Annotated in this window: 13 protein-coding genes; 6 read left to right on the top strand and 7 right to left on the bottom strand. The window is 42.3% G+C overall.

Annotation, left to right across the window (positions count from 1 at the left end; all coding sequences use genetic code 11):
• The first annotated feature begins 75 nt into the window (after positions 1-75).
• The gene (locus LJ707_RS03020; protein ID WP_228949253.1) at positions 76-1944 is read left to right on the top strand and encodes an LTA synthase family protein; all 1869 of its coding nucleotides are present in this window, start codon (positions 76-78) and stop codon (positions 1942-1944) included.
• A gap of 28 nt (positions 1945-1972) precedes the next feature.
• On the opposite strand, the gene LJ707_RS03015 is transcribed toward LJ707_RS03020, so the two are convergent.
• From LJ707_RS03015 to LJ707_RS03005, 3 genes are all read right to left on the bottom strand, one after another.
• Positions 1973-2584: a hypothetical protein gene (locus LJ707_RS03015; RefSeq protein WP_228949252.1), complete on the bottom strand. Its 612-nt coding sequence runs from the start codon at positions 2582-2584 to the stop codon at positions 1973-1975.
• Between the two features lie 104 nt (positions 2585-2688).
• Complete coding sequence (locus LJ707_RS03010; RefSeq protein WP_228949251.1) at positions 2689-3141, bottom strand: NUDIX hydrolase; 453 nt, start codon at positions 3139-3141, stop codon at positions 2689-2691.
• Entirely contained in the window at positions 3138-4112 is a 975-nt protein-coding gene (locus LJ707_RS03005) for a cation diffusion facilitator family transporter (protein WP_228949250.1), read from the bottom strand. Before LJ707_RS03005 ends, LJ707_RS03010 begins: the two co-directional genes overlap by 4 nt.
• Positions 4113-4203: 91 nt before the next feature.
• Between LJ707_RS03005 and LJ707_RS03000 the strand changes: the two genes are divergently transcribed.
• Together LJ707_RS03000 and LJ707_RS02995 are read left to right on the top strand one after the other, a co-directional pair.
• Complete coding sequence (locus LJ707_RS03000; RefSeq protein ID WP_228949249.1) at positions 4204-5397, top strand: pyridoxal phosphate-dependent aminotransferase; 1194 nt, start codon at positions 4204-4206, stop codon at positions 5395-5397.
• Positions 5398-5527: 130 nt separating this feature from the next.
• On the top strand, positions 5528-6700 hold the full coding sequence (locus LJ707_RS02995) for a GAF domain-containing sensor histidine kinase (protein WP_228949248.1): 1173 nt from the start codon (positions 5528-5530) through the stop codon (positions 6698-6700).
• Between the two features lie 69 nt (positions 6701-6769).
• Here the strand turns inward: LJ707_RS02995 and LJ707_RS02990 are convergent, their stop codons facing one another.
• From LJ707_RS02990 to LJ707_RS02975, 4 genes are all read right to left on the bottom strand, one after another.
• Complete coding sequence (locus LJ707_RS02990) at positions 6770-7303, bottom strand: hypothetical protein (RefSeq protein WP_228949247.1); 534 nt, start codon at positions 7301-7303, stop codon at positions 6770-6772.
• Between the two features lie 381 nt (positions 7304-7684).
• The gene (locus LJ707_RS02985) at positions 7685-10867 is read right to left on the bottom strand and encodes an efflux RND transporter permease subunit (protein WP_228949246.1); all 3183 of its coding nucleotides are present in this window, start codon (positions 10865-10867) and stop codon (positions 7685-7687) included.
• Between the two features lie 81 nt (positions 10868-10948).
• Positions 10949-12082 carry an efflux RND transporter periplasmic adaptor subunit gene (locus LJ707_RS02980; protein WP_228949245.1) on the bottom strand — a complete coding sequence of 378 codons (1134 nt, stop codon included), beginning with the start codon at positions 12080-12082 and terminating at the stop codon, positions 10949-10951.
• A 9-nt stretch (positions 12083-12091) separates the two neighbouring features.
• Positions 12092-13432, bottom strand: a complete 1341-nt coding sequence (locus LJ707_RS02975) for a TolC family protein (protein ID WP_228949244.1) — start codon at positions 13430-13432, stop codon at positions 12092-12094.
• Between the two features lie 349 nt (positions 13433-13781).
• Here LJ707_RS02975 and LJ707_RS02970 point away from each other — a divergent pair, with 349 nt between their 5' ends.
• The 3 genes from LJ707_RS02970 to LJ707_RS02960 all read left to right on the top strand — a co-directional run bounded on the left by LJ707_RS02970 (position 13782) and on the right by LJ707_RS02960 (position 17165).
• Positions 13782-14987, top strand: a complete 1206-nt coding sequence (locus tag LJ707_RS02970; RefSeq protein ID WP_228949243.1) for a pyridoxal phosphate-dependent aminotransferase family protein — start codon at positions 13782-13784, stop codon at positions 14985-14987.
• Positions 14988-15063: 76 nt separating this feature from the next.
• Positions 15064-16182, top strand: a complete 1119-nt coding sequence (locus LJ707_RS02965; RefSeq protein WP_228949242.1) for a hypothetical protein — start codon at positions 15064-15066, stop codon at positions 16180-16182.
• Positions 16179-17165, top strand: a complete 987-nt coding sequence (locus LJ707_RS02960; RefSeq protein ID WP_228949241.1) for an NAD(P)-dependent oxidoreductase — start codon at positions 16179-16181, stop codon at positions 17163-17165. The genes LJ707_RS02965 and LJ707_RS02960 overlap by 4 nt, the downstream gene beginning before the upstream one ends.
• The last annotated feature ends 23 nt before the right edge of the window (positions 17166-17188 follow it).

The following is a 17188-nucleotide window of genomic DNA, read 5'->3' as shown; positions in this document are numbered from 1 at the left end:
CCCGCCGTCATTGTATTATAAACATTTAATTAAAGGCTTCTTAACATTCAGGCAAATAAGTATTTTTGCCGCCTGATGTTAAGAAGCCTAATTAGTTTTATCCGTTTCATCTTTTTCTGGTTAGTATTCTCGGTAATAACCCGGGCTATTTTTGAGCTTTATTTTATTGATAAACTAAAAAAAGCCTCCTTTAGCGAAATATTCCAGACCTTTTTTTACGGCGTACGTATTGATGCCTCGGCCGCGGGTTATATTTCTATACTACCGCTGTTGGTTTTTTTTATAGGTTGGTTCTTTCCTAAATTAAATATAAAAGGTATTTGGCTGCGGGTATATGTATACTTCTGCATCTTCATTATTTCTTTTGTCGCCATTTTAAATCTTAACATATTCAGGGAGTGGGGCACCAAAATCAACTTCAGGGTATTTGATACGCTTTACCATTCCCCTTCCGAAGCTATTGCCTCTACCGGCTCCTCGCCTATTGGTTTAAGTTTGGCTATAGGTACATTTTTGTTAGTAGCGGGTATTGTATTATCTAACTATATAATTGATTTTAACTTTAAGAAGCCTGAACTCAAGTGGTATGTAAAGCCTTTTGCTATTATATTATTAGCCGGGTTAAATGTGCTAATTATACGTGGCGGTCTGCAGCTATCGCCCATGAACCAAAGTATGGCCTATTTTAGCGACAGGCAGATACTAAACCAATGCGCGCTTAATACGGAATGGAACTTACTGCACAACACTGTAGAGAATTTTAAAACGCCATATAACCCCTACCTCTACATGTCTGCCCATGAGGCTGAAAGTTTGGTTGACAGTATGTACACGGTACAGAAAGACACTACTGTAAAGATACTAAACACTGCTAAACCAAATGTGGTGATTATCCAGATTGAAGGTTTTACGGCTGACCTGATCGAATCATTAGGCGGCGAAAAAGGCGATGCCCCCAACTTTGAGGATTTTATTAAGCATGGTGTTTTGTTTGACAGCATTTACTCCACCAGCGATCGTACTGACAAGGGTATCATCGGCATATTGAGTGCATTCCCATCGCAGGCCATACGTACTGTTATTGTTGATAACGTGAAGCAGGAACGCTTGCCATCGCTTACAAAGGTATTTTACAATGAGCACTATGCAACATCGTACATGTACGGCGGCGAAAGCGAGTTTATGAACTTTAAGGCCTACATGCTAAGCCACCGTACTAACGAGATCATCGACAAAAAGAATTTTGACGCCCGGGATATGAACTCCAAATGGGGGGCGCATGATGATGTTGTGGTGAAAAGGCATGTAAAATATCTGAACAAAGAAGAGCAACCTTTTTTTAGCTACCTGCAAACGCTAAGTAACCACGAACCATTTGACCTGCCGGTACCGGCGCATTTTCCGGGTGAAGATCTGAGCAACAAATTCAGGAGTACCGCTTATTATACCGATGCGAGTTTGAAAGAATACTTTGATCTGGCTAAGAAGCAAAGCTGGTATAAAAACACGTTGTTCATCCTCGTTGCCGACCACGGGCACAGGCTGCCATTAAATAATGCCGACCCGTTTGAACCGCAAAAATACCACATTCCGCTACTGTTTTTTGGCGATGCCATAAAGCCCGAATATCGTGGCCAACGTATACATAAATTGGGCGGCCAAACTGATATTGCCGCAACCCTGCTGGCACAGCTTGATATGCCAAACAAGCAATTTAAATGGTCAAAAAACCTGCTGAACCCTTATAGCAAGGAGTTTGCTTTTTTTGATTGGGATAATGGATTCGGTTTTATGTTGCCTGGTAAGGTAGTATCATATGATAATGCCGGTAAACGAATTATTTACGTAGGTGATCCTAATCAGCCTCAAAAACAAACAGACGAAATGCTGCAATATGGCAAAGCCTTTATGCAACAGGTATTCGCCGAATACATGAAGCTATAAAGGCTTTATATTGTATTGTAAATAAACTTTAAGCGGCAAACTCTGTTGCAAGCGCGTTCACCCATTCGTTAAACAGGCGGCTCTCTATTTCTACAGCTTTATCGGCATGTGTTTGCCAGTCTGGCGAAAAGTGGTGCAACTGGTTGATCATTTCTTCCAGGTGACCCTCCTCTTCCAGTATGATCGATTTCACATTCACCTTGCTTCCAGCATTGTCAAGCGCTTGCTGATAGATCGGGTAAAGTTCGTCGGCACGTACCTCAATAGCATAGGTAACCAGCAGATAGGCGGCAAAACGCAACTCAGCGCCTGACAGGTTAAGCTTTTTTTTGAGATAACGGCTCACCTCAACATCAAGCACATTTAAATAATATTTACTGCTGGCCGGTGCTACAAGGTATTCGTTAGCATAAGTTGGGCATTGGTTATCACCCGTTTTTTCAATTTGTTTTTTAAGATAAAAAGCATGGCGATGCTCCTCGGCAGCGTGCTTTAGTATAATGTAAGTTACCGTAACCGGATCTTCGCTGGCTGATATTTTACGAGCGCCGGTATTTTCCATCAGCGATAGCGTATTCAGCCATTTGGCATGCAACTTATTATCGGCAACAATTTTTGGTAGTAGTGTGGTTAATTCCATATATCAAAATATAACAGGTCGATACAAAATTTGCGGTAAATATACCGGTGCAAAGCATTGCTTATGCAATATTGTGGTAAAATGTACTGATGATGTGCAGTACATTAAACAGCCAATTGCTGCCTTAAAAGCGCAACAACCCGCTGGTCTGTAGGGAAGGTAACATCCTCAGGCTGCAACTCACTGATCGCCACCCAGCGAAATGCCTGCAATATTTCAACATTGCCATCACCATCAAAATCAAAGGCTTTTGTTTTTATAGTGAGGTTAATTGGATGTGTATTTTTAACCAGGTAATAAACACTCAATATCTGGCTATCATTAAATGCCGATTTTATGAAAAAATCCGTAGTATAAAAATGGCTGAGCACTTCAATATCCATAGCACATTCTTCCATAAATTCACGCTTTAACCCATCTATAAGCCCCTCGCCATACTCCAGCCCTCCACCCGGAAACTTGATAAATTCCATGCCGTATTCTCGCTCATCACTTAACAGCACCTGGTTATCATCATTAATTAATAACCCGTAAACACGTACGTTGATATATGTCATTCAAAATGTTTTTTATTAGGCATTACTTTATCCAGGGTCCATTCTATCTCTATACGTTTAGGCTCCGAGCGTATGGGGCAATTAGGCATACTGCAATAATGGCAACACTCAGGTAAACAAGGATCAGAATGAATAAAAAGTTCTGTTTTTACCCCAGCCTCAAGGTTGATCATCTTATCAACAAGTGATACCTCCTCGTGCACCCTGTTCAAATCAAAGTAGTTGGGTAATGTCAGGTGGCAATCAATGTGCAGTTCGCTGCCGTATTTTTGCGCGCGAAGGTTGTGAATGTCTATCCATTCTTCCTTGCGTTTTTCGTTAAGCACTTTCAGTACATTGGTAACAATACCAAAATCAGTTTCGTCCATCAATCCCGCAACTGATTTTCGCACCAGTTTATAACCGGCAAATATGATATATAGCCCTACCAAAATAGATAATGCGCTATCGAGCCATAAAATACCTGTAAAATAAATGATCAATAACCCTGCAACAAGCGCGCCGCTGGTAACCATATCAGTAAGTAAATGCCGGCCATCAGCTTCAATGGTTATAGACCGTAGCTCTTTTCCTTTATTAATCAGGTAATAGCCTAACGCCCCGTTTACTATGCCTGTAGCGCCAATAATAATAGTACCGGTTAACAGCTCGCGCACAGGCTCGGGGTTTATTAAACCATAGGCTGATTTAACTACAATGATGCCGCCCGTAATAACAATAAGGCCGCCTTCCAAGAAAACCGAGAAGTATTCTACCTTACCATGCCCGTAAGGATGATTCTCATCGCGGGGCAATGCCGAAAGATAGATACTGAAGAAGGCGAACGAACTGGCTACCACATTAACAATGCTTTCGGCAGCATCGGTCAAAATAAAATTTGAGGATGTAATAAAGTAGGCGCTGAGTTTGGCCAGCATCAGCACTACGCCTGTAATTAGTGAGATGAGTATTATCCTTTTTTGCTCGCCCAAAATAAATTCTGTTAGCGTGCAAATTTAATGAATAACAAGCGCAATCAGCAGTAAACTTATTTTCTATATTTGCCGCGTTAACATAAACAATATGACTACATTAAGTAACAGGATACAGAACCTGTCAGAATCAGCAACCATTAAAATGGCCAAACTGGGCCGTGAATTAGCTGCCAAAGGTGTTGATGTGATCAACCTTAGCTTTGGCGAGCCCGACTTTCATACCCCTGAATATATAAAGGATGCCGCCAAAAAGGCGATGGACGATAACTTTACATACTATACCCCGGTATCAGGCTACCCTGACCTGCGCAAGGCTATAGCTGCCAAACTAAAGAACGAGAATGGTTTGGATTATGATATGAGCCAAATTGTGGTATCAACCGGTGCTAAACAAGCTATTGCCAACGCGGTACTTTGCCTTGTTAATCCGGGCGAAGAAGTGATCATCCCTACTCCTTACTGGGTATCATACTCTGAGGTAGTAAAACTTGCCGAAGGCAAAAGCGTATTTATTGAAGCCACTGCCGAGCAAAACTTTAAGATAACTGCCGAACAGTTAGAAGCGGCCATTACCCCAAACAGCAAGCTGTTCATGTTTTCATCGCCATGTAACCCTACCGGTAGCGTTTACAGCAAAGATGAATTAGCTTCATTGGTCAAGGTGTTTGAAAAATATCCGCACGTTTACATCCTGTCTGACGAGATATACGAGCACATTAACTTTGTTGGCGGCCATGAGTCTATCGCGCAGTTTGAGAGTGTTAAAGATCGTGTGGTGATCATTAACGGCTTTTCAAAATCATACGCCATGACCGGCTGGCGCATAGGCTACACTGCCTCAAGCAAAGAGCTTGCAGCCGCCTGCGATAAAATACAAGGACAAATCACCTCTGGTACCTGCTCAATAACCCAACGCGCCGGCACTGCCGCTTACGAAGGTGGTTTGGAAAGCGTACACCAAATGCGTGATGAATTCCAAAAACGTAGGGATATAGTGTATAACCTGCTTAAAGATATTGACGGTGTTAAGGTTAACTTACCGGAGGGTGCATTCTATTTCTTCCCTGATGTTACCTCATTTTTTGGTAAAAGCTATAATGGCCGCACCATAAATGATGCTGACGAACTAAGCATTTATATATTAGAGGAAGCCCATGTTTCAACCGTTGGCGGTGATTCATTTGGTGATAGAAGATCCATCCGCATGTCATACGCCGCGGCTGAAGATAAGCTGGTAGAAGCTTTAAGCAGAATAAAAGCTGCACTTGGCAAATTGCAATAAGCAACTCAATCATAGCTTAAAAGCTCCGGAAACCACCGGAGCTTTTTTTATTTTATAATAACATGATAGTATAGTATTTAATTCTATATTTATTTATCTAATTAACACTCACATTAATACCCCCTATTAATTGAACAATATTGAAAGTTGTGTTGAGAATATCAACAACATTCCGGCTGTGCGGTCTATACTTGATGTTATTTGCGGCACCACCGGGATGGGGTTTGCGGCTGTAGCCCGTGTAACAGATCACCGATGGATTGCCTGTGCGGTGCGTGATGATATACAATTCGGACTCATACCTGGCGGCGAGTTAAAGCTTGAAACAACCATTTGTAATGAGATACGCGATCATCAAAAAATGGTTGTTATTGATCATGTTGATTCAGATCCGCTTTATGCAAATCACCATACTCCGCTGATGTATGGTTTTCAAAGTTATATTTCGGTACCAATAATGCTTCAGAATGGTCAGTTTTTTGGCACATTATGCGCTATTGATCCAAGGCCTAACCAATTGAGCAAAAAAGAGATAACGGATATGTTCAGTTTGTTTGCTGATCTGATAGCCTTTCATTTAAGTGCCGTTGAACAAGTAACCTACAGTAACAATCAATTAATGGAGGAGCGCGAAATATCTGAATTACGTGAACAATTCATAGCCATATTAGGTCATGATCTTCGTAATCCTGTTACCGCAGTATCCAACGTAGCTCAGCTAATGATGAGGATGCCGCTTGATGACAGGATGAAGCGCCTGGCAGTTATTATACAGGATTCCACTTTCAGGATGCGTTCGCTTATTGATAATATACTTGATTTTGCCAGCGGAAGGCTTGGCGATGGAATTAAGCTAAATTATACGATTGACGAGCCGCTTGAGAACACATTGCTTCAAATAATAAATGAACTCAGAATAATATGGCCTGACAGGGAGATAGATGTTAACATATGCTTAACACAACCGGTATATGGTGATGGTAAGCGTATAGCGCAGCTATTTTCAAATTTACTGGGTAATGCACTTACTTATGGCGACCCTGAATATGCAGTAAATGTTAGCGTTAATTGTGATGATGATACTTTTACATTATCAGTAACAAACAAATGCGACAAAATACCCGAAATTATCATCAGTAAACTGTTTCAGCCTTTTACCCGCGGCGAGGTTAAAAATGGTCAGCAGGGATTGGGTTTAGGCCTCTACATAGCATCAGAGATTGCCCGTGCGCATAATGGAAAAATAACCATCCGTTCTGACGATAAACACACCAGTTTTACTTTTACAATGCCTGTTAAATAGCAATTGCCGCATAAAACAAAGGGCTTATGGAAAATTTCCATAAGCCCTTTGTTTTTAATTTAGATGATGTTACAAACCAAAACCGTAAGCTAAGCGCAAACCTACAGTACCGTAGTTATTGCCCTGGCCTGAGAAGTTTTCGTATTTAACACCAACATCCCAGTGTTTATCAGCCCAACCTAAAGCAGGAGCTAAAATCAATTTGGTATCACCCGATACACCATCACCTGTTTCAAAACCGGCACCGGCTTCTGCACCAAAGTAAAGGTTGTCAGTAAAAAATGATTTGATACCCAATTTAACCGGGATTACGTGACCATCAGGAAAATCTACACCTGTATCACCAATCTCTTTACCAAAGAAATTGTAAAAACCTGAAGTTAAAGTAGCAGCCAGGTTATCAGAAAGGCCGTATTGCAAACGTGCTGTACCACCTAACTGGAAGCTTCTTACATCGTGCAGGTCACCTGTTGGTATACCGCCTTCAATACCAAAACCTAAACGCCATGCGCTTTTCTCATTGGTTTGTGCTTTAACGTTAGTTCCTAAAAATAGTGCTACTGCAGTTACTGCGGCAGCTATCAGTTTTGTTGACTTTCTCATTGTTGTGATGTTTTGTAAATAAATTTTAGATTTCACAACAGGGGTTTTACAAATATGCGGCCAAAGCATGCCAAAACAGATATAACAAGGTTACATGACACAGCACTTACAATGTTAAATAGTCTGATAATAAATGAGATTAATAACAGCCTTAACATTGTCATTATCGTTTTTTATCACAAAGCGAAGTTTAATAAAAGTATCCTTTTAAAGTATTAATTATTATACAATATGTATGTTTAACCTGACAATTTCATATAATTTTCATCAATTACAACATTATTGCATTATTTAATAATATTATTTAACAGTATAAAACAATAATAAATAAAAAAAGCGCCATGCAAATATTCGCATGGCGCTCAACTCTATATAGCTTTATTAAACCTCCGGGTCAACTTCCGGGTCGGGTTTGTAGTTGGCTTCAAGTTCGGCAAGCTTTTCTTTACCGTACGCCAGTTTGGTTATTACATAGTACAACACCGGCACTATAAATATGGCAAGGGCTGTAGCAGAAAGCATACCGCCAAAAACTGTGTAACCTATGGTACGACGAGATACGGCACCTGCGCCAGATGCGAACAACAGCGGCAAAATACCAAGAATGAATGCCATAGATGTCATTATAATTGGGCGTAAACGAAGGCGTACCGCTTCGAGTGTAGCTTTTTCAAGTTCCATACCCCTGTCAACACGCTCTTTGGCAAACTCAACAATCAGGATAGCATTCTTGGCAGCTAAACCAATCAGCGTGATCAAACCTATCTGCGCGTAAACGTTGTTGGTAAGTTCCGGTTTAAAAAACAAGAATAATATTGCGCCAAATGCACCCAGTGGTACCGCTAACAGTACTGAGAATGGTACCGACCAGCTCTCATACAGCGCTGCAAGGAACAGGAACACGAAACCTATAGAAAGGGCAAATATGTAAATACTCTTAGATCCTGATAGTATTTCCTCGCGGCTGAGGCCCGAAAACTCGTAACCGTAACCTTGCGGCAGGGTTTGAGCGGCAACTTCCTGTAAAGCTTTAATAGCGTCGCCACTACTATACCCTGGTTTGGTACTACCATTTATTTCCGCCGAACGGAAAAGGTTATAATGAGATATAAGCGGCGCGTTCTCAATTACCTTATATGAAGTAAGTGTGCTTAGCGGCACCATCTCTCCGCCCCTGTTACGTACAAAGTACTGGCCTATATTGGCAATGCTTGTACGGTAGTTGGTATCGGCCTGGGCCAACACCCTAAAGTTACGGCCATATATGGTAAAATCGTTTATATAGGTACTACCCATGTATGTTTGCAGGGCATTGTTAATGTCACTTATCTGCACGCCGAGCTTTTTAGCTTTTTCGCGGTCAATAGTTAACTGGTATGCCGGTGTACGTGCGGTAAAAAAGGAGAATGCGCGGGCTATTTCGGGCCTGGCGTTAACCGCGCCTACAAATGTTTGCAGCGTTTTTTCAAAGTTTTTAATATCACCGCCCGCTTCACGCTCTTGTAATATAAAGGAGAAACCACCGGTATTACCTAAACCGGGTATTGCCGGAGGTGATATTACAACTACGCTGGCTTCTTTAAATTTAGCCGATAACTTTTGCTGCAGCATGGCTACTAATGATTCCAGCTTATCTTCTTCCTTTTCACGCTCATCCCACGGTTTAAGCTGCACAAATATGGTAGCACTGTTTGATTTTGTTGCAAAGTTGATCGCGTTCAAACCACCCAATGCGGCATAATGTTTAATAGCCGGAATACTGTCGAGCGTTTTCATCATGCCATGTAAAACATCAACTGTACGCTCGGTAGCCGAACCTTCAGGCAGATCGTAAGTAACGAATATACGCCCCTCATCCTCCAGCGGAATAAAGCCTGATGGCTTGCTGCGGAAAAGGAACACGGTACCAACAATTATGGCGATTAGCACAAACATCACAAACTTTGAATGCTTGATACCTTTATCAACGGCATTTCTGTATCTGCCGGTGATCCTGTCAAACCATTGGTTGAACTTGTAAAAGAATTTATTTAAACCGCCTGATTTTTCGTCAATCTTATGCGGACGTAAAATAAGGGTACACAACGCGGGTGTAAGAGATAATGCCACGAAAGCCGAGATCAATACCGAAATTGCGATAGTAATAGCGAACTGCTGATATAACCTGCCCACAATACCCGGTATAAAACCTACCGGAACGAATACCGCCGCAAGGATGAGCGCGATGGCGATTACCGGTGCCGAGATATCGCGCATGGCGTGTACCGTGGCTTCCTGCGGCGACATGCCCTTTTCATCCATATAATGCTGCACAGCCTCCACCACAACAATGGCATCATCCACCACAATACCAATAGCCAATACAAAACCGAAAAGCGTTAAGGTATTAATAGTAAAGCCTAACGGCACAAAAAAGATAAAGGTGCCCACAATAGATACCGGAATTGCCAATACCGGGATAAGCGTTGTACGCCAGCTTTGCAGAAACAAGAATACCACTATAATAACCAGCGCCAGGGCAATTACCAATGTTTCAATAACCTCATCTAATGATACCTTTACTACCGTTACCGACTCAAATGGTATCACATAATTAATATCATTCGGGAAGGTTTTTTTTAACTGCTCCATGGTTGTAGTAACGTTATCAGCAGTTTCAATAGCGTTACTGCCCGGTGCCTGGTAAATAAGCAGGTATGATGCGCGTTTGTTATCAACAAATGAGTTACCGGCATAGTTAAACTTACCTAACTGAATGCGTGCCACATCCTTTAAATGCACTATGGCACCATTCTCTGGTTGTGTTTTAACCACAATGTTTTCAAATTCTTCAGGCTTAACCAAACGGCCTTTTACCAGTACGGTATACTCAAAGGTTTGCCCCTTCATTTGCGGAGTGGCACCTACGGTACCCGCTGCAACCTGCGCGTTTTGCTCCTGTAAAGCGGCGGTAACATCCGCGGCGGTCATGCCCAGGGCGGCCAGCTTATCGGGCTTTAGCCATATACGCATACTAAAGTCATCGGCACGTGTAAACACGTCACCCACGCCTTTGGTACGCAGCAACGCATCCTTAATAAATACGTTGGCATAGTTATCAGTAAAAGTTACATCGTGTGTGCCTTTTGGCGAGTACAACGCCACCAGCATCAGGATGCTCGGGTTACGCTTACGTACCACCAAACCTAAACGCTGTACTTCCTGCGGTAAGGTAGGCAGGGCAATACCCACACGGTTCTGCACGTCTAACGCGGCAATATTAATGTCAGTACCCACTTCAAAGTTAACGGTCATGCTCATTTGGCCGTTACCGGTACTGTTACTTTGCAGGTAGGTCATGCCCGGGGTACCATTTACCTGCACCTCAACCGGGGTTGCCACGGTTTGCTCAACTGTTAGCGCGTCGGCACCGGTGTAGTTACCGGTTACCTGTACCGTTGGCGGCGTAATCTCCGGATATTGGGCAATAGGTAGATTACTCATTGCCAATATACCTACAATAAGTATCACTAATGATATTACAATGGCCGTAACCGGTCGTCGTATAAAGGTTTCTGCTATCATTCTTTTTTAAAGTTTCGTTGATGCGGCTTTGATTTCCGCGTCGTCTTTTTTTCAATAGGTTGATATACGCCTCGGCGAATATTATTTAGCCGCGGGTTTAGCTTGCGCAGCCGGCTGCTGGCCGGGCGCACCTACAGCTATCTTGCTGCTGTCGCGCAGGCGCTGTATACCTTCGGTAATTACTTTATCCCCTTCTTTAATACCATCAAGCACAATAACATCGCTGTTAACACGGGGGCCCAGGGTTACCTTATTTTGCAGGGCAATGGTATCCTTCGCTGTAAATACAAAAAACTCTCCCATTTGCTCAACCACTGCCTTGTAAGGTATTTGTATACGATCGCCCGAGTCATTGTTAAGCACCTGTAACACACCGCTCATACCGTCCTTTAACTCCTTGTCAGGGTTAGGAAACTGTATCCTTACAATAGTGCTACCTGTTTGGTTGTTCACGCCGCGGTCAACAGCCAGTATTTTACCTGTGCTTCCATACAACTGGCCATTTGGCAATTGCAGTTTAAATGTGCTGTCGGTGCTGCTTTTCATCAGCTTGTAAAACCTGTCTATCTGCTGCTCATTGATAACCACATCAATACCCACCGGGTTTTCGGCCGAGATGGTGTTTAACAACGTTGTGCCGGGCGTAACCTGTGCGCCTAAACGCACCTGTGATATACCTATACGACCAGTGAACGGAGCTGTAATGGTAGCGTAAGAAAGATCTGTACGTGCCGACTCCACTGCCGCGTTAGCCACTGCGAGCTGGCTTTTGGCGGTTTCGTAAGTTGCAGCCGCCTGGTCAACAGTTTGACGGGCAACAGCATCATTTTTTAATAACATGTTATAGCGGTCAATATCCTTTTGCGCCCTTAAAAGGTTGGCCTTGGCGCTAAGTACATTGGCCTGTGCCTGCTGGTAAGCAGCCAGGTATTTACGACGATCGATCTCGTATAAAGGTTTTCCCTTTTCAACCACTTCGCCCTCCTTAAAAAATATACCGGTTATAAAGCCCGATACCTGGCTGCGTAGTTCAACCGTATTAAGGGCTACCACTATACCCTGAAAATTATCATAATAAGCGGCCGGTGTTTTTTTGGCTTCAACAACGTTAACAGGTGTTGCCGGTGGCGGGCCTGCCTGCTGTTGTTTGTTACCACAAGCCGACCAAGTTAATGTGGCGGTTACAGCCAACACGTATATACTGGTGTGTTTCATATTCAGGGTTTAGTTTTGTTGTGCAGATATTTTTCCTAATGATCGTTCAAGGTCAATTTTACTTGACAGTACCTGGAACAATGCGTTATAATAATTTAATTGTGCTGTACGCAGATCGGTTTGCGATACAATAACGTCAAGGTAAGTTTTAATACCCTCACGATATTGCAGGCTAACTACGTTATATACATCACGCGCCAGGTCAACATTCTCTTTAACGAGTTGCCAGGCAGTGTAGTTGGTTTTATAATTAGCTAAAGCCTGTACGTACTCGGTATTTATACTGTTTTGGGTGTTGATGATATCCAGATCAACCCGCTCCTCCTGCAGGCGTGCCTTGCGCAGGTTTTGGATACGGCGTGTACCCTGAAACAGCGGTATACTCATTGATAAACCTACGTATCCGTTAGGAAAACTATTGTTATACAGGTTTGATAAGCTGCTGCTGGCGTAAACCAGATTATAAGTACCAATGGCTGAGAGCGATGGCAAAAAACCCCATTTGTAATAGCTTACGTTAAGATTTTGCAAAGTTTTTTGGCTTTGCAGCATACGGTATTCCACACGTTTTGTAACATCAAGGGTTTGGTTGGTATCCACAGCGGCCTCGCTCTCAAAGCGGGTTGAATCATACTGTAAGCTTAACTGGTTACCGCTGCTAACACCCATAAGCTGTTTTAGGTAAGCTTCGCGGCTTTTAATGCTTTCTGTTAGCTGCTTGCGTGTAGCCATAGAGTTGTTAAGCGCTATGGTTGCCTGCTTGTAGTCGATCTTGTCTGACACGCCGGCATCATACCGGTTACGGGCATCTTTAAGGCTGCGTTGTAGCCTGACAATATCCTCGTTAGTAATATTGAGCTGCCTTTGCGATAGCAGTACATCATAAAACGCCTTGCTTACATCAGATACCAGGTTAATTCGTACACTTTCGGTATTTTGCCTGTAGTACTGCCTCGAATAACGCGCCGCGCGTGAAGCCAGCAATACATCGTTATTATATAATGCCTGGCTTACCTGCACGCCAAGTATGGACAGGTTGCTGATATTGTTTTGCAATACGCTGCCCGGTACATTGGCCGAGTTGGCGTTTGGCCCGCCTTCATAGTAATGTTGCAACTGGCCGGTACCTGTGGCCTGCGGCAGCCATCCGGCTAAACCAATGCGAATGTCGCGTTCGTTAATGTTTTCATCAAGGGTGGCTTGCTTTGCCAAAGGCTGATTACGCAGGGCATAATTAATACACTGCTGTAAACTTACGTTACCCGATATCGTATCGGTTCGGGGCTGCGTTTGGGCAAACACCCCCGAAACAGCAATTATACTGAATAACAAAAGGTATACTCTCTTCATAAATAAATGAGCGGGTGTGATGTGTTAATATTTGAGCAAAAATTCTATATTATTATTGATAATGGCGAACAGCGTTGCGAATATGTTATTTAAATGACGATTTTGTTGACAATAACAAATATTTTACGTAAAGGTTCGGTTACTTAATACAGCTATCGAAATTATTTGTTTATATAGGCATCGAACAAATGAAAAATTTTGACACTGATTAAATAAAAAATTTAATTACTTTGCCTTTTAGATTTTAAAGATCAACAGAATAAGCTGTGTGAAAAAATTTACGCCTGAAAGTTATTGGGATATGGCTTATTCATATTATTTTTACAAAAAATTTAAGCAGGCTTAATGCATGGGTAAAAAACTACATCAAAAAATTGCTCAGTTCCAGGATGCGAATATGATCAGGGAGAAGGGTCTGTATCCTTTTTTCAGACCCATTGAATCAGGGCAGGATACTGAAGTTATTATTAATAATCAACGTGTACTCATGTTTGGGTCTAACTCTTATTTGGGTTTAACCAACCATCCTAAAATTAAAGAAGCATCTAAAAAAGCTATCGATAAGTATGGTACGGGCTGTGCGGGTTCACGTTTTTTGAACGGAACGCTTGATATTCATATCGAGTTGGAGAACAGGCTGGCAACGTATGTTGGCAAAGAGGCGGCGGTTTTATTCAGTACAGGTTTCCAGGTTAACCTGGGTGTTCTGTCGTGCATTACCGGCCGTAACGATTATTTAATATTAGACGAGTATGATCACGCATCCTTAATAGATGGCAGCCGTCTTTCATTCTCAAAGGTTATTAAATACGCCCATAATGATATGGGAGACCTGCAACGCAAATTAAGCTTACTGCCTGAAGAGGCCGTTAAAGTAATTGTTGTTGACGGTATCTTTAGTATGGAAGGCGATATTGTTAAGCTACCTGAAATTGTTAGGCTGGCCGACGAATATGGCGCTAACATTATGGTTGACGACGCGCACAGCTTAGGTGTTATAGGCGAAAACGGTTCAGGTACGGCATCTCACTTTGGCTTAACAGATGAGGTTGACCTGATCATGAGCACCTTTAGTAAATCATTAGCATCATTAGGCGGTTTTATAGCTGCTGACTATGATACTATTGACTACCTGAAACATCGTGCACGTTCACTTATGTTCAGCGCGAGTATGACTCCGGGATCAGTGGCGAGCGTTATTGCCGCCCTGGACATCATCGAGTCTGAACCGGAACGTATCACCAAGCTTTGGGATAATACGAACTACGCGAAACGCCTGTTAACTGAAGAAGGCTTTGATATCGGTGCATCTGAAAGCCCTATCCTGCCTATCTACATTCGTGATAACGATAAAACGTTCCTGGTTACCAACCAGCTTCAGCGCAATGGTATATTCGTTAATCCCGTAGTATCGCCAGCGGTACCATCAGATTCATCGTTATTGCGCTTCTCGCTGATGGCCACGCACACGTTCGATCAGATAGACGAGGCCGTTGAAAAAATAGCCAAGGCTTTTAAAGATGTTGGTGTAAATGCCGTAAAGGAAAACATCTAACAAAAATATTACCCGAGCATAATATATAAGGTACACAAAAAAGTGTACCTTATTTTAATTATAACCACACCAAAACATGAGCCACGTTGCCGCGGTAAAAACAAAAAAGGAACTCGCAGCCTTTATCGATTTCCCTCACGAGTTACATAAAAACGATCCGAACTACGTTCCGGAACTATTTATTGCACAAAAGGATCTGCTTACCACCCACCCTTTTTTAAAGCATTCGTCGTTACAAACGTTTTTAGCTTTTGATGACAGCGGTAAGGTGGTTGGCCGCATAGCCGCCATTTTTAACACCAATCATAATAAATTCAATAATACCAGTGACGGTTTCTTTGGTTTTTTTGATTGCGTGAATGATCAGGCTGTAGCGAATTCATTGTTTGAGGCGGCTACAAAATGGCTTAAAGAAAAAGGCGCTACCAAACTGGTTGGCCCGGCCAACCCTTCAACTAATGAAACCTGTGGATTATTGGTTAAGGGGTTTGATTCTCCGCCCCTGGTTATGATGCCTTACAATCCGCAATATTATATGGAATTACTTGCCAATGCCGGCCTCACCAAACAGGTTGACCTGTTTGCATATAGCTGGAAAGGCAATGCCTATAATGATAAAGCGGTTAAAATGCTCGATCTGCTGCAAGGCCGGTTAAAGCGCAACAACATCACCATACGTAACATCAATCTTAAAAACTTTAAGCAGGAAGCAGCAGCCCTGCGCGAGGTATACAATAAGGCATGGGATAAAAATCTTGGATTTTTCCCGATGACGAATGAGGAGTTTGATTATACGGCTAAGGATTTAAAAATGATACTTGACCCTGCCTTTGCCGTACTGGCCGAACAGGACGGTAAAATAATTGGCTTTGGTGTTGCCATCCCTGATCTTAACCAGATACTGCGTACCATTAAAAAAGGCAGGCTGCTGCCCACCGGTATATTTAAGCTTTTGCTAAATAAAAGCAAAATAAAGGGCATACGTATTATGCTGCTTGGCGTTGTTGACGGGTATCGAAAAATGGGTATTGAAGCATGCCTCTACGGAGAAATAATGCGTGCTTACACCAATAAAGGCATGGATTACGCCGAGGCCAGTTGGACATTGGAACATAATGATATGGTGAACCGTGCCATTGAAGCTATAGGTGGCAACCAATACAAAACCTATAGGATATACGAAAAAGCTATATGAGAGAAAAGGTTTTAATAACCGGTGCCAGTGGGTTTGTGGGTTACCATTTAATTAACGAAGCTTTAAAAAACAACCTTGAAGTATATGCCGCCGTACGCAAAAGCAGCAGTATTGACCACCTTAATGGTATAGAGGTTAAATATGTTTATCCTGATTTTAAAGACCAGGCATCGCTTGCCCAATTGTTAAAGGATAATGGTATTAATTACATTATTCACGCGGCTGGTGCAACCAAGGCCCGTTCACAAAACGAGTATGATACCATTAATGCTGCCCATACTGTTAACCTGGCTAAGGCGGCGGTAAACGCCGGCCCGCAGTTTAAAAAACTGGTATTGATAAGCAGTTTGGCAGCAGTTGGCCCTATCAACTCATTAAATGGCATTATTACCAATGATACCGTACCTAATCCGGTTACTGCTTATGGCCGCAGCAAACTCGCTGCCGAACAGCAGCTAAAAACCGTTGAAGGATTAAATTACACCATACTCAGACCAACGGCTGTTTACGGCCCGCGCGATAAGGATATATTTATTTTTTTTAAACAGGTAGTTAAAGGTATTGAGCCTTACATAGGCAATAAAGCACAAAAATTAACCTTTATATATGTAACCGATTTGGCCGAGGTAAGCGTAAAAGCGCTGTTTGCAGGCAGCGGTAAAACCTATATTATAAGCGACGGAAATTTTTACAGCAGGTACGAATTAGGGAATATTACAAAAAGTGTATTAAATTTGAAGGCTATAAAGTTTCATCTTCCTGTAAATTTAGTAAAAGTAATAGCAGCAATTGCCGAAAAAGTAAGTTCTTTGAGCAACAAAGCTTCGGCATTAAATATTGAGAAATTAAAAGAGTTAACAGCCGCCAACTGGAACTGCGAAATTGAACAAGCAAAGCATGATCTGGGTTTTTACCCAAAGTATGACCTTGACGCGGGGTTAACTGAAACGTTAAAATGGTATAAAGCCAACAACTGGCTTTAACCGCTGATAAATAAATAGTACAA

The sequence above is a fragment of the Mucilaginibacter sp. UR6-1 genome (assembly GCF_020880975.1).
In the GTDB taxonomy this organism is placed as follows: Bacteria; Bacteroidota; Bacteroidia; order Sphingobacteriales; family Sphingobacteriaceae; genus Mucilaginibacter.
This window is presented reverse-complemented; position numbering and strand designations above follow the sequence as displayed.